This is a genomic window from Mesobacillus jeotgali, from assembly GCF_014856545.2.
Classification (GTDB): Bacteria; Bacillota; Bacilli; order Bacillales; family Cytobacillaceae; genus Mesobacillus.
This window is the reverse complement of record NZ_CP109811.1, coordinates 3,580,297-3,594,287: the sequence shown is the minus strand read 5'-3', so window position 1 is coordinate 3,594,287 and position 13,991 is coordinate 3,580,297. Positions and strand designations below refer to the sequence as shown.

12 protein-coding genes and 1 other annotated feature are annotated in these 13,991 nt (G+C 44.9%); of the genes, 10 read left to right on the top strand and 2 right to left on the bottom strand.

The window, feature by feature from the left end; genetic code table 11:
• The first annotated feature begins 29 nt into the window (after nt 1-29).
• Nucleotides 30-521 carry a dUTP diphosphatase gene (locus FOF60_RS18435; RefSeq protein ID WP_192471442.1) on the top strand — a complete coding sequence of 164 codons (492 nt, stop codon included), beginning with the start codon at nt 30-32 and terminating at the stop codon, nt 519-521.
• Nucleotides 522-596: 75 nt separating this feature from the next.
• Complete coding sequence (locus FOF60_RS18430; protein ID WP_192471443.1) at nt 597-1,682, top strand: M42 family metallopeptidase; 1,086 nt, start codon at nt 597-599, stop codon at nt 1,680-1,682.
• Between the two features lie 177 nt (nt 1,683-1,859).
• Here FOF60_RS18430 and sspI read toward each other — a convergent pair whose 3' ends face one another.
• Nucleotides 1,860-2,075: a small acid-soluble spore protein SspI gene (sspI, locus tag FOF60_RS18425; RefSeq protein WP_023627056.1), complete on the bottom strand. Its 216-nt coding sequence runs from the start codon at nt 2,073-2,075 to the stop codon at nt 1,860-1,862.
• 123 nt (nt 2,076-2,198) lie between these two features.
• Between sspI and FOF60_RS18420 the strand changes: the two genes are divergently transcribed.
• The 3 genes from FOF60_RS18420 to pheT all read left to right on the top strand — a co-directional run bounded on the left by FOF60_RS18420 (nt 2,199) and on the right by pheT (nt 6,788).
• Nucleotides 2,199-2,954, top strand: coding sequence for a TrmH family RNA methyltransferase (locus FOF60_RS18420; protein WP_192471444.1), 756 nt, complete (start codon nt 2,199-2,201; stop codon nt 2,952-2,954).
• Between the two features lie 61 nt (nt 2,955-3,015).
• Nucleotides 3,016-3,261 (top strand) — a binding site (T-box leader).
• A gap of 55 nt (nt 3,262-3,316) precedes the next feature.
• A complete protein-coding gene (gene pheS / locus FOF60_RS18415; protein ID WP_192471445.1) occupies nt 3,317-4,354 on the top strand; it encodes a phenylalanine--tRNA ligase subunit alpha in 1,038 nt (345 codons plus the stop codon).
• 19 nt (nt 4,355-4,373) lie between these two features.
• Nucleotides 4,374-6,788 carry a phenylalanine--tRNA ligase subunit beta gene (pheT, locus tag FOF60_RS18410; protein ID WP_192471446.1) on the top strand — a complete coding sequence of 805 codons (2,415 nt, stop codon included), beginning with the start codon at nt 4,374-4,376 and terminating at the stop codon, nt 6,786-6,788.
• A gap of 265 nt (nt 6,789-7,053) precedes the next feature.
• Here the strand turns inward: pheT and rnhC are convergent, their stop codons facing one another.
• On the bottom strand, nt 7,054-7,983 hold the full coding sequence (rnhC, locus tag FOF60_RS18405; RefSeq protein ID WP_192471447.1) for a ribonuclease HIII: 930 nt from the start codon (nt 7,981-7,983) through the stop codon (nt 7,054-7,056).
• Between the two features lie 142 nt (nt 7,984-8,125).
• Here rnhC and zapA point away from each other — a divergent pair, with 142 nt between their 5' ends.
• The 5 genes from zapA (at nt 8,126) to FOF60_RS18380 (ending at nt 13,843) form a co-directional block, all read left to right on the top strand.
• Entirely contained in the window at nt 8,126-8,386 is a 261-nt protein-coding gene (gene zapA / locus FOF60_RS18400; RefSeq protein ID WP_192471538.1) for a cell division protein ZapA, read from the top strand.
• Between the two features lie 7 nt (nt 8,387-8,393).
• Nucleotides 8,394-8,936: a CvpA family protein gene (locus FOF60_RS18395; protein WP_192471448.1), complete on the top strand. Its 543-nt coding sequence runs from the start codon at nt 8,394-8,396 to the stop codon at nt 8,934-8,936.
• 231 nt (nt 8,937-9,167) lie between these two features.
• On the top strand, nt 9,168-10,889 hold the full coding sequence (gene polX / locus FOF60_RS18390) for a DNA polymerase/3'-5' exonuclease PolX (protein WP_192471449.1): 1,722 nt from the start codon (nt 9,168-9,170) through the stop codon (nt 10,887-10,889).
• A gap of 60 nt (nt 10,890-10,949) precedes the next feature.
• Complete coding sequence (locus FOF60_RS18385; protein WP_192471450.1) at nt 10,950-13,307, top strand: endonuclease MutS2; 2,358 nt, start codon at nt 10,950-10,952, stop codon at nt 13,305-13,307.
• A 131-nt stretch (nt 13,308-13,438) separates the two neighbouring features.
• Nucleotides 13,439-13,843, top strand: a complete 405-nt coding sequence (locus FOF60_RS18380) for a DUF350 domain-containing protein (RefSeq protein WP_192471451.1) — start codon at nt 13,439-13,441, stop codon at nt 13,841-13,843.
• Nucleotides 13,844-13,991: the final 148 nt, after the last annotated feature.

Sequence of the window (13,991 nt, the reverse complement as noted above, 5' to 3'; positions counted from 1 at the left end):
ATTAATAAATGACTAAATGGAGCTGAACAATGAATACAATCACCCTATTTGAAATGCAAAAAGCACTGGATCATCATATTGAATCACAGCATAAATTAGAGGCAGAAGATTTATTTGACAGGAAGGTTCTGGCGCTGCTTGTTGAAATCGGCGAGCTTGCGAATGAGACGAGATGCTTCAAGTTTTGGAGTGTAAAGCCGCCCTCCCAAACAGAAATCATCCTTGAGGAATTTGTGGATGGAGTTCATTTTATCCTGTCTCTGGGTATTGAGTGTGGTTATGATGATCTCGAGACAATCCCGCAAAGCCAATCGGATGAACTGGACACTACCAAGCAGTTCCTCTCGATTTATGAGTTCGTACAAAAATTCAGGAACAGCCGCAGGAAAGAAGATTACGTACAATTATTTCAGAGCTATCTGAAGCTTGCCCAGCTGCTAGGCTTGAATGAAGAACAAATTGAACAGGCATATATTAAGAAAAATGAAGTAAATTATGATAGGCAGCGACAAGGCTATTAGGCAGAATTTTTTGTACAATACCTCGCTTGTCTAGTATAATAGGATTCGAAACTACATATTAAGGGAGTCGAAATAATGGCGAAATTAGATGAAACATTAACAATGCTGAAAGATTTAACCGATGCCAAAGGCATTCCCGGCAATGAGCGTGAGCCTAGAGAAGTAATGAAGAAATACATAACTCCATTTGCTGATGAAGTAACAACAGACGGTCTTGGCAGTCTGGTTGCAAAGAAAGTCGGCAATGAAAATGGACCAAAAATTATGGTTGCTGGCCACCTGGACGAAGTTGGCTTCATGGTAACAAGCATCGATGACAAAGGATTCATCCGCTTCCAGACAGTCGGAGGCTGGTGGAGCCAGGTCATGCTTGCGCAACGAGTGACCATCGTTACCCGCAAAGGTGAAATCACTGGGGTCATTGGTTCTAAACCGCCTCACATCCTTCCTGCAGAAGCACGCAAAAAGCCAGTTGATATCAAGGATATGTTCATCGATATCGGTGCTTCAAGCCGTGACGAAGCAAAGGAATGGGGAGTTACTCCTGGCGACATGGTCGTACCTTACTTCGAATTCACTGTCATGAACAATGAAAAGATGCTTCTTGCAAAAGCTTGGGATAACCGCATTGGCTGTGCAATCGCGATCGATGTCCTGAAGGGGCTTAAAGATGCAAAGCATCCAAACGTTGTATATGGCGTTGGAACTGTTCAGGAAGAAGTAGGCCTTCGCGGTGCGAAAACTTCTGCACAAATGATTCAGCCTGACATCGCTTTCGGCGTTGATGTAGGAATCGCCGGTGATACTCCTGGCGTAACCGAAAAAGAAGCGCTCAGCAAAATGGGTGACGGGCCACAGATCATCATTTATGATGCATCAATGGTGTCACACAAGGGTCTTCGTGACTTTGTAACAGACCTGGCTGATGAACTGAATATTCCATATCAGTTCGATGCAGTAGCAGGCGGAGGAACTGACTCTGGTGCTATCCACCTGACACATCGCGGTGTACCGGCGTTGTCCATCACAATTGCGACACGTTACATCCACTCACATGCAGCGATGCTTCACCGTGACGACTACGAAAACGCTGTAAAGCTGATCGTTGAAGTCATCAAGCGTCTTGATAAAGAAACAGTTGAAAAAATAACTTTTGAATAAGCAATAAAAGAGGGAGCCGACGGCTTCCTCATCTTTATTTTTATAGATGGCTGTTTTCGCATTGAAGCTCTTTTCGAAGATGCTTCCAAAATAAATATGCGAAGATATTCCCGTTTTACACCTTGGTGTAAAAGCAACAAAAAAAGAACTCCTCAAAATGAAGGAGTCCTTCCCAAATTATTGCTTTCCTTTCAATCCATCTTCCAAAGCGTTCAGCATCTCCTGCTTTTCTTCCTCTGAGGCGTTTTGCCAGATTACTTCAAACAAAACCCCTAGCCCTGGAAGCATTTTTTCCTCGCCGTTCTGGATTGCGTCGACGATCGTATCTTTAAGCTCGTCCTGTGAATTTCCTGCTACATTTGAAATGACAGCATTCCTAAGGTTTAAGTTCATCCTTTGTTCAAACTCCTTTCAAAATACCAAGATGGTTATAGGATTAACAATTTTGGTTTTATTATGTATCTGTTTTGAGCTATAATAGTAAAATTGACAAGCCATATTAAAGGAGAGCCAGAGTTGAAGTACATTCAATCTGATAAAAATCCGCAAGTTAAACAGTGGAAAAAATTGCTGACGCGTAAGGAACGCGACAAGACCCGCATGTTCCTTGTCGAGGGCTTCCATTTAGTTGAAGAAGCACTCACAAAAAAAGAAGATGTAGAAGAAATTATTTTAAGCGAAAAAACGGAGCTGCCGCCTGGTCTTGATTACGGTTCCATTCCTGTTACGGTTGTGACGGATGAAATCAGCAGGCAGCTTGCTGATACGGAAACGACTCAGGGGATATTTGCAGTATGCCGGCAGCCGAAGCAGACGCTGACAAAAGGAAAAAGCTATTTGCTGATCGATTCTGTCCAGGACCCGGGCAACCTGGGTACGATGATCAGGACAGCCGATGCAGCCGGGGTTGATGCAGTCGTTGTCGGAAAAGGCAGTGTCGATATGTATAATCCGAAAGTGCTCCGTTCTGCCCAGGGAAGCCATTTCCATTTGCCAGTGTTAAGTGGCGACCTGTCCGAGTGGACCACTAAACTACAAGCTGAGGACATACCGGTTTATGGAACTGCTCTTGAGAATGGAGTTGTTTTTACGGAAGTGGACAATAAGGAAACCTTCGCCTTGCTCGTTGGAAATGAAGGAAGCGGTGTAAAGAAAGAACTGCTGCACAAAACAACGCAAAATCTTTATATCCCAATCTACGGTAAAAGTGAGTCACTGAATGTCGCTGTGGCTGCAGGTATTCTGCTATATTATTTAAAAACAGCAAAATAGGCGCTAAAACCATTTGATACTGCGCTTAGATTATAATATAATAAACAGCAAAAATAATATTTTAAAAACGTTGACGGAGAAAAGTAGCTTGAAGATGGCCATCCAGGGAGAAAATGCCGGTGACTGGAAGCATTTTTATGGAACATACAAGCGAAGTTCACCTCCTAAGTTGGCATCGGGACCGCTTCTCTAAGCGTAAAGATGCACCGGCACAAGCCGTTATCTCAATGAAGCGAACACGTAATACATAACAGTATTGCCTGTTAAAAAGGGTGGTACCGCGATAACCTTGAACCTCGTCCCTTTATCCGGGATGAGGTCTTTTTGTGTTCAAAAAAGAAGAATATGAAGGAGGATTTACCATGCAGGATCGTTTAAAAGAACTGCAGGCTGAGGCTCTTGAAAAAGTCGCCGCAGCAGCCGACCTTAAAGAATTAAATGATATTCGCGTTTCCTATCTTGGAAAAAAGGGTCCAATCACAGAAGTGCTAAAAGGAATGGGCAAGTTATCGGCTGAAGAAAGACCGAAAATGGGTGCCCTGGCAAATGAAGTCCGCGATGCGATTTCCGGCCAGATCGAAGTGAAGCAAAAGGAACTCGAGGAGGCAGCCGTCCAAAAGCAATTGGCTGCTGAAGAAATTGATGTAACACTTCCTGGTAGACCTGTAAAGACCGGCAGCCATCATCCGCTTACAAGCATCATCGAGGAAATTGAAGATCTTTTCATTGGTATGGGTTACACAGTAGAAGAAGGTCCGGAAGTTGAAAAAGATTACTATAACTTTGAAGCATTGAACCTTCCGAAGGGGCATCCAGCGCGTGATATGCAGGATTCCTTCTACATCACAGAAGAAACATTGATGCGCACACACACCTCCCCTGTCCAGGCAAGGACGATGGAAAAACACCAGGGCAAGGGTCCGGTTAAAATCATCTGCCCGGGCAAGGTATATCGCCGTGACAACGATGATGCGACACACTCCCACCAGTTCATGCAGATTGAAGGGCTTGTCGTCGATGAAAATGTTAGAATGAGCGACCTGAAGGGAACGCTTGAAGTTTTTGCAAAGAAAATGTTCGGCGAAGACCGTGAAATCCGTCTGCGCCCAAGCTTCTTCCCTTTCACTGAGCCATCTGTCGAAATGGATATTTCCTGTAAAATTTGCGGCGGATCAGGCTGCAGCGTATGTAAGGGAACTGGCTGGATTGAGATTCTAGGAGCAGGGATGGTCCATCCGAATGTTCTTGAAATGGCTGGATACGATTCAAAGAAATACACCGGATTTGCATTCGGAATGGGACCTGAGCGTATCACGATGCTCAAATATGGAGTCGACGACATCCGTCATTTCTATACTAACGATGTCCGTTTCTTGAAGCAATTTTCAGTTGAAGAATAAGGATTAGGAGGGTAAAACCATGTTGGTATCATATAAATGGCTGCAAGAATATATCGATTTGGAAGGCGTTTCTGCTGAAGAGCTTGCCGAAAAAATCACCAAGAGCGGCATCGAGGTAGAAGGCGTAGAAAAATTAAATGAAGGCTTGAAGGGCGTAGTTGTCGGCCATGTCCTTGAATGTGAAAAGCATCCGAATGCAGAGAAGCTAAACAAAACACTCGTTGACCTTGGAAACGGTGAGACAGTCCAGATCATCTGCGGTGCGCCTAATGTCGGCAAAGGACAGAAGGTTGCCGTTGCAACAGTGGGTGCTGTTCTTCCTGGCAACTTCAAAATTAAAAAAGCAAAGCTTCGCGGAGAAGAATCCCACGGGATGATTTGCTCACTTCAGGAACTTGGCATTGAAGGCAAGCTGGCACCGAAGGAGTATGCTGAGGGAATCTACAATTTCACTCCTGACACGGAAATCGGCCAGGACGCGCTGGAAGTCCTTAACAGGGATGACGAAATCCTTGAGCTTGGCTTGACCCCAAACCGTGCTGATGCAATGAGCATGCTTGGTGTCGCATATGAAGTCGGAGCGATTCTAGGTAAGGATGTTAAACTTCCGAATCCACAGCCTGAGACTTCATCAGAGCAGGCAAGCGACTATATTAACGTAACAGTTGAGGCGAAAGAAGATAATCCCCTATATGTTGCGAAAGTGATCAAGAATGTAAAAGTTGGCCCATCACCAGTTTGGCTTCAAACAAGGCTGATGGCTGCAGGCATCCGTCCGCACAATAACGTAGTTGATATCACGAACTTTATCTTATTGGAGTATGGCCAGCCTCTTCACGCATTCGATTACGATAAATTGGGATCAAAAGAAATCCTTGTCCGCCGCGCGAAAGATGGGGAAGTGATTGAAACGCTTGATGATGCGAAGCGCACATTGACTCCTGATCACCTTGTCATCACTAACGGAACAGAGCCGGTTGCGCTTGCAGGCGTAATGGGCGGAGCAAATTCCGAAGTTGGCAGCGATACTACAACTGTCCTGCTTGAGTCCGCTTATTTTACAGGCGGTGCCATCCGAAAGGCTTCAAAGGACCATGGTTTGCGAAGCGAAGCAAGCTCACGCTATGAAAAAGGCGTGGATCCTGAAAGAGTGCGCCCTGCTGCAGAACGTGCGGCGGAATTGATGATCGAGCTTGCCGGAGGGGAACTTCTTGGCGGCGTAGTGGAAGCTGATTCACTCGATGTGAAGCCGGTTGTTGTTTCAACCACTCTTGGAAAAATCAATAAAGTATTGGGAACAGACCTTGAAATGAAGCAGGTTGAGGACATTTTTGCCCGCCTGAAGTTCGAAACATCTGTCGATAATGACACGATTACAGTTACAGTTCCTACTCGCCGCGGAGACATCACAATTGAAGAGGATTTAGTCGAAGAAGTTGGCCGTCTGTATGGCTATGACAACCTCCCAACTACCCTTCCTGAAGGTGAATCAACACCAGGACACTTATCGGAGTACCAGAAAAAGCGCCGTGTTGTCCGCCGCTACGTGGAAGGCGCGGGACTTTACCAGGCAGTGACGTACTCCCTGACAAGTGCCGAGAAAGCAACACAATACGCTTTGGATAAGCGCGAGCCTGTTGAACTGGCAATGCCGATGAGTGAAGACCGCAGCCTGTTGCGCTTAAGCATCGTGCCACAGCTGCTTGAAGTATTGAAATACAATAATGCCCGCCAGATAGACAGTATCGCTGTTTATGAAACGGGAGCAGTCTTCCTGAAAAACAATAATGAAGAGCTTCCAGAGGAGCGCGAACATCTTGCTGCAGCCATTACAGGTCTGTGGGAAAGCCATCCATGGCAAGGTGAAAAGAAGCCTGTAGATTTCTTTGTATTAAAAGGAATTGTAGAAGGCCTGTCTGCCAAGCTTGGCCTTGAAAGCCAGCTTGGATTCCAAAAGGCTCAGCTGGATGGACTGCACCCTGGACGCACTGCTGAAATTTTGCTGAATGGCAATGTCATCGGCTTCATCGGCCAGGTTCATCCAACCATGCAAAAATCACTCGACCTGAAGGAAACTTATGTGTTCGAGTTATCACTAAAAGCATTATTGGAAGCAGAAACTGAACCGCTGCAGTACACAGCAATCCCACGCTTCCCGTCCATCACAAGGGATATAGCTCTTGTTGTGGAAAAAGCAACTGCTGCCGGGGACCTTGAGGAAATCATCACTGAAGCAGGCGGAGCACTTTTAAAAGAAGTACATGTTTTCGATCTTTACGAAGGTGAAAAAATGGAAGAAGGCAAGAAGTCACTTGCATTCTCATTGAAATATTTCGATCCAGAAAAAACATTGACAGACGAGGACATTGCAAAAGCACATAATAAAGTCCTTACAGCTCTTGAAGAAAAAGCTGGAGCAGTTTTAAGAGGATAAAATTTAAAAAGGCAGCCCCCGGGCTGCCTTTTTCATATGTACATCGGTAATAAATCGTGAAATTATGCGAATGCTTTCCAAAGACCAGTTGAAACTCAGGCGTAATAGCTCCTACCCGCGTAAATCAAACTGAAATTAGTCAGATATAGCTCTGATAGAGCGGCTGGCACATAGGATTCCACGATTATGCGGGGGATTCCCGCGAAAATCCCCAATAATTCCACGAACTGGAAAAAACGGCTTATTTATTCCAGAAAAAACCGCTCTAAATCCTCGCAATCTTCTTCGCTTTTTCAGTATTGGCGAAATGAAGTTTAACGAATTCTGGCAATACATCGACACCTTTATCAAGGATCAGCCTGGCCGCTGCTTTATCCACGGCTGCGCCGGCACCTTTCGGAATCGTGAATCCTGCTCGTTTGCTCAGGTTCTCAAAGTGACGGACAAACGCGTAGCGGGCAATCATCGAAGCTGCTGCCACACCGAGATGAATTCCTTCTGCTTTTGTGCTGAACAGGACGTTCTCCCGGATGATCTTCCGCTGGCCCTTCAAATGGGCGAAGTAAATGGGTTCTTTTGCGAATTCATCAATTAGAATCGCTTCAGGTTTTTCAGGGGCAATTTTTTCAAGAACATGATTGATCGCCTGATTGTGCAGCAAGGCTTTCATCTTTCCCTGCGACATACCTTTCATCTGCATCTGGTTGTACTTTTCATTGTGCAGTGTCAGCAGGCTGTGGGGCAAAAAGGTTACAAGCTGCCTGGCGATCTCGATGATTTTATCATCCTTGAGGTTTTTTGAATCCTGGACTCCTAGTTCCTTTAATACGGGTATATCTTGCCGCCTGACATAGGCAGCAACAACAGTGATTGGGCCGAAGAAGTCGCCCGTGCCAACCTCGTCCGAACCAATGATGGACATTTCGCTTATATTCTTGGGTAAATGCGATCCTGGAACTGGTGCGGCTGCTTTTTTAGCAGAAGGCGCCATTGCTGTCCCCCACCTTGCTGCCTCGGCCTCGCCATCTTTTCCCTGGAACAGTACTTTTCCTGATTTATAGGCAGTGATGGCACAGGAAGGAGTTTTGGCTGCAAAAACGCTGCCGGGGGGAAGCTTATCAATTAGAAATTTACGATAATACTCTTTCATCTTATTGATTTCTTCCGGATTTTTCTGAAGGACACTATTTCCCATTTCTCTACACTCCCTGTTTTGCCTTTTCAAAGTTAGACATTTTCTTCCAAAAAACATACTGATCTGACAGGCAAATACTTCCCAGCGTTTTACGTTCATGTTATAGTATAAGATAGGATTCTTATGAATGGGGGCATAAATGTTGTCAGACACAAAAAAAAATCGGTCGACTGTCGATATATACGGACAGCAATACACAATAGTCGGCTCAGAAAGCACCAGCCATATCCGGCTCATTGCCTCGATGGTAGACGATAAAATGCGAGAAATCGGTTCAGCGAATCCTTCACTTGATACTAGTAAATTAGCTGTGTTGACGGCTGTGAATGCCGTTAATGATTACATAAAAATGAAAGATCGTGTAGAATCGCTCGAAGCGGAAATTAAAAGGTTAAAGGACTGAAAAATGAATGCTTGATCTTGCTGTATTAGCTATTTTGCTTATTGGCTTCATCGTAGGATTGAAGAGGGGGTTCATCCTGCAGACCATCCATTTGGCTGGATTTATCGCAGCCTTTATCGTTGCGTACATATACTATGACCAGCTTGCGCCAAAGCTGACTCTGTGGATTCCATATCCGAATCTTGGCAGCAATACAACATTGAACCTGCTATTTGAGAATGCCAATTTAGAAGATGCATATTACCGGGCAATTGCTTTTGCAGCCATTTTCTTTGCCGTGAAAATTCTGCTCCAGATCATCGGTTCGATGCTTGATTTTGTCGCCCACCTTCCAATTCTCAAGCAATTGAACGTCTGGGCCGGAGGGTTCCTCGGCTTTGTCGAAGTTTACCTGCTTTTGTTTATCGTTCTATACATCGCTGCTTTATTGCCGATCCAGGCTGTTCAGGGACCTCTGAACGATTCAATTCTAGCCGAAAATATCATAAAAAATACCCCAGTATTTTCCCAGCAAATTAAACAACTTTGGATCGAACATATGGCTGCATAACTTCTCTGTTGCGGAGAAGTTTTTTCTTTTACTGGGTCTTTTACATAAAGGCTCGCCAGTGGATGGAAAGAAATAACCATAGAGAAAACTGCTTACATACAGGCTATTTTTAAATCTACACCCTGAAATTTTTCATTTAATTTCACAGCTGGGCTTGTTTTCTATAAAATAGAAGACAATGACTGCGTCCGGCATAATCCGGTCGAGAAATTGAAAAGGCAGGTGGACATCATGTCTGTGAATAAAAAAGATATCGTACAATTACTTGAAACGATCGCTATATATATGGAATTAAAAGGTGAAAATCCATTCAAGGTTTCCGCATTCCGTAAAGCCGCGGCTGCTCTTGAGGGGGATGAGCGCAGCATGTCCGAGATGGGTGAGCTCACTGAACTCAAAGGAATAGGAAAGGGCACTGCTGGTGTGATCCAGGAATTTATGGATACAGGACAGTCAACAGAACTGAAGGAATTGCAGGAAGAAGTGCCAAGCGGGCTGATTCCGCTCCTGCAGCTGCCGGGAATGGGCGGGAAGAAGATTGCCAAGTTATATAAGGAGCTTGGTGTGGAAAGTATCCATGACCTTGAAGAAGCTGCGAAGGCAGGAAAAATCCGTGACCTAGCAGGATTTGGCAAGAAATCGGAAGAAAAAATTCTTGCTGCGATCGAGAACTTTGGCACAAGGCCAGATCGCTTGCCGCTTGCTTATATGCTTCCAGTTGCGGAATTAATTGAGTCATATCTTCAAAAAATAGAGGATATCGAACAATTCTCAAAAGCTGGCAGCCTGCGGAGGATGAGAGAGACGATCAAGGATCTGGACTTTATCATTGCTACAAAAAAGCCCTTGGCTGTGAAGGACGAACTGGTCAAGCTGCCAAAAATCAAAGAAATTATCGCTGCTGGCGATACGAAGGTATCGGTCACACTTGGTCTGGATTATGATGTAAACGTCGACTTTCGCCTTGTTGATCCGGAAGAATTTGTTACTGCGCTCCATCACTTCACTGGTTCAAAAGACCACAATGTGAGAATGAGGCAGCTTGCGAAGGAAAAAGGAGAAAAGATCAGCGAATATGGTGTAGAAAATGTAGAAACAGGTGAAAACACCACTTTCAAATCGGAAGAGGAATTTTACCAGTATTTCGGTCTTCCTTTCATCCCGCCTGAGTTAAGGGAAGACGGCTCGGAGGTCGAGCTATATAAAGAAGATTTGAAACTTATAACCCTGGAGGCCATTAAAGGTGATCTTCATATGCATTCAACGTGGAGCGATGGCGGCCATTCCATCGAGGAAATGGCAAAGGATTGTATCGCAAGAGGCTATAAATACATGGCGATCACCGACCATTCCCAGTATTTGAAGGTAGCGAACGGCCTGACGCCGGAACGCCTCAAAAAGCAAATTGAAGAAGTGAAAGAACTGAACAAAAAGTTCGATGACTTCACAATTTTAACGGGTATTGAAATGGATATTTTACCGGATGGTTCATTGGATTTTGAAGATGATTTGCTTGCAGACCTCGACTTGGTCATTGCATCGATTCACTCTTCTTTTTCCCAGCCAACCGAAAAAATCATGAATCGTTTGAAGACTGCTCTAGTAAATGCCCATGTGGATATCATCGCCCATCCGACTGGAAGGCTGATCGGACGTCGTGAAGGATATTCAGTTGATATCGACATGCTGATTCAGCTGGCAAAAGAAACAAATACAGCACTTGAATTGAATGCCAACCCGAACAGACTTGACCTTGCATACGAACACCTCAGGAAAGCTCAGGAAGAAGGAGTCAAGCTTGTCATTAATACAGATGCACATAAAGTGGATACGCTAGAGCATATGCAGATAGGCGTAACAGCCGCAAGGAAAGGCTGGATCAAGGAATCATCCGTCCTGAATGCATTGGATTTGAACGGATTGCTAGAATTCCTGCACGGCCGTAATAAATAAAGTTTCTATTTTATAGGAACCTAAAAAAGAACCTTCGATTAAGAAGAAGGAGGAAATTTTGTGCAGCAGCGAGTTTTGAAAACACTTGAATTTGATAAAATCAGGAACCAACTGATTGAACACGTCTCATCATCGTTAGGACGGGAAAAAGCAATTGCTTTGATGCCTTCTGTTGATTTCTCGGAAGTATCCCGTTTGCAGGAAGAAACAGATGAAGCAGCAAAGGTTCTGAGACTAAAAGGAAATGTACCGTTAGGCGGGATCCATGATATTAGGCCGCATGTGAAAAGGGCGCAAATTGGCGGGATGCTCAGTCCGCTTGAGCTGGTCCAGGTGGCAAGCACTGTCCATGCAAGTCGACAGATGAAGCGCTTTGTGGACGATCTGCAGGAGGTTACAGAAGTACCTATTCTTCTGAACTATACGGAAGGGATCGTCGTGCTGGCGAATTTGGAAGAATCGATCCGGAATGCGATCGATGAAGGCGGCGAAGTTCTTGACGGTGCGAGTGAAGCACTTAGATCGCTCCGGCAGCAGATACGTACGAGGGAATCAAGGGTGCGAGAAAAGTTAGAAAGTATGATTCGCTCCTCTAACGCGGCTAAAATGCTTTCGGATGCCATCATCACCATCAGGAACGACCGTTTTGTCATTCCAGTAAAACAAGAATACCGTGGACATTACGGCGGAATCATCCATGACCAGAGTTCATCAGGACAGACTCTTTTCATTGAGCCTCAATCTGTTGTCCAGCTGAATAACGAGCTTCAGAGCATCCGTGTAAAAGAACAGCAGGAAATCGAACGGATTCTTTCTGAGCTTTCAGCACTAACCGCCGATCACCATGATGAACTCCTGCAGATTGTAAGCATCATGGGCGAGCTTGACTTCATGTTTGCGAAAGCAAGATACGGTAGAAAGATAAAGGGCTCGAAACCAAAAGTCAATGATGACGGCCGAATCAACCTTTTCCAGGCAAGGCATCCATTGATCTCGATGGACGAAGTAGTCCCTAATACTATCACTTTGGGTGATGATTATACGACAATCGTAATCACCGGTCCGAATACCGGGGGTAAAACCGTTACTTTAAAGACAGTCGGACTTTGTACTCTTATGGCGCAGGCCGGGTTGCAGGTTCCCGCTCTTGATGGCTCTGAGGTGGCAGTTTTTGGCTCAGTTTATGCCGATATCGGTGACGAACAGTCGATTGAGCAAAGTTTAAGTACTTTTTCCTCCCATATGGTCAATATCGTAGATATCCTTGAAAAGGTTGATCACAATAGCCTTGTGCTTTTCGATGAGCTGGGTGCCGGCACGGATCCCCAGGAAGGAGCCGCTCTGGCTATCTCGATCCTGGACGAAGTGTATCAGCGCGGTGCAAGAGTGATTGCGACAACTCACTATCCAGAGTTAAAGGCCTACGGCTACAACCGGGAAGGCGTCACCAATGCGAGTGTTGAATTTGACGTCGAAACACTGAGCCCTACCTATAAACTATTGATCGGCGTGCCAGGCCGAAGCAATGCCTTCGAAATCTCCAAGAGGCTGGGTTTAAGAGAGTCGGTCATCAATACAGCAAGATCCTATATAAGCGCAGACAGCAATGAGGTCGAAAATATGATTGCTTCCCTTGAATCAAGCCGGAAGCAGGCAGAGAGAGACCGGGAAGAAGCGCATCAATTGTTAAAAGATGCAGAACACCTGCATATGGATCTGCAAAAGCAGACGGCTGAGTATTATCAGAAAAAAGAAGAACTAGCCGAAAAGGCAAAAGGTAAAGCAGCTTCCATTGTGGAAAAAGCAAAGGAAGAAGCTGAAGAAATCATTCGCGACCTTCGCAAGCTAAGGCTCGAAAAAGGAGCCGAAATCAAAGAACATGAATTAATTGATGCCAGGAGACGCCTTAGCGAAGCGACTCCTGAGCTTAGCCAGAGTAAAAAAGGCGGAGGCAAAGCGAAACCGGCAAAGCACGAATTCAAGGCTGGAGATGAGGTCAAGGTTCTGACATTTGACCAAAAAGGACATCTTGTCGAGCGCGTCAATGCGAAAGAATGGCAAGTGCAGATTGGCATTCTCAAGATGAAAGTCAAAGAATCGGATATGGAATATCTCAATACTCCTAAGCCGGTAGAAACAAAGCCGCTCGCGATCGTGAAGGGTAAGGACTTCCACGTCGGCCTTGAGCTGGACCTCCGGGGTGAGCGTTATGAAGATGCTCTTATGAGGGTTGAGAAATATATCGATGATGCCTTGCTCGCCGGCTACCCAAGGGTCAATATCATCCATGGCAAAGGAACTGGAGCATTAAGGCAGGGAGTCCAGGAATACCTTCGCAACCATCGTTCGGTCAAGAAAATAAGATTCGGCGATGCAGGAGAAGGCGGAACAGGTGTGACTGTAGTAGAATTCAAGTAACGTTACGGTTAAAACGCTCATTGTTCGTTGAAAGCTTTAAAGTTTTGCCCAAAAAGCCTAAATAAATGTAAATCCCTGTCTGAACACTTTATAATAGGCAGTGGGGTAAATTTTTATCAGGGAGAATGGATATGGATCATTTCTGGGAAAATGAATTTATAGTGACAGCTGGCTACTACAGTGTATCGATTCTCTGCATCGTCGTATTCCTTGCTGTTTTTGAACTAGTGACAAAATATCGCAATTGGGAAGAAATCAAAAAAGGCAATATTTCCGTTGCAATGGCCACCGGCGGGAAAATCTTCGGTGTAGCGAATATATTCCGCCATTCCATCAATCAGCATGATTCACTGCTTACGATGATCAGCTGGGGAGTTTTCGGTTTCATCCTGCTTTTGATCGGATACTTTATTTTTGAATTCCTGACACCCAAGTTCAACATCGATAAGGAAATAGAAAACGACAACCGTGCAGTAGGCCTGATATCCATGGTCATTTCCATCGGCCTGTCTTATATCATCGGCGCAGGAATTTAACAGGGGGATCTAAAGAATGGAAAAACTGGCTAAAATATTGCTGATTCTATGCGGAGTATTCCTGTTAGTCGGCATAGTCTATATGATGTTTTTTGTATAGTGATTTGAAAGGGCTGTAAATAAAAGGTATTAATTTGACCTTCTGATT

Bases quoted from the DNA above. Each gene is read 5' to 3' on its own strand.
- FOF60_RS18435 (WP_192471442.1), top strand. From the start codon at position 30: ATGAATACAATCACCCTATTTGAAATGCAAAAAGCACTGGATCATCAT.
- FOF60_RS18430 (WP_192471443.1), top strand. From the start codon at position 597: ATGGCGAAATTAGATGAAACATTAACAATGCTGAAAGATTTAACCGAT.
- sspI (WP_023627056.1), bottom strand. From the start codon at position 2,075: ATGAACTTAAACCTTAGGAATGCTGTCATTTCAAATGTAGCAGGAAAT.
- pheS (WP_192471445.1), top strand. From the start codon at position 3,317: ATGCAGGATCGTTTAAAAGAACTGCAGGCTGAGGCTCTTGAAAAAGTC.
- pheT (WP_192471446.1), top strand. From the start codon at position 4,374: ATGTTGGTATCATATAAATGGCTGCAAGAATATATCGATTTGGAAGGC.
- rnhC (WP_192471447.1), bottom strand. From the start codon at position 7,983: ATGGGAAATAGTGTCCTTCAGAAAAATCCGGAAGAAATCAATAAGATG.
- FOF60_RS18395 (WP_192471448.1), top strand. From the start codon at position 8,394: ATGCTTGATCTTGCTGTATTAGCTATTTTGCTTATTGGCTTCATCGTA.
- polX (WP_192471449.1), top strand. From the start codon at position 9,168: ATGTCTGTGAATAAAAAAGATATCGTACAATTACTTGAAACGATCGCT.
- FOF60_RS18380 (WP_192471451.1), top strand. From the start codon at position 13,439: ATGGATCATTTCTGGGAAAATGAATTTATAGTGACAGCTGGCTACTAC.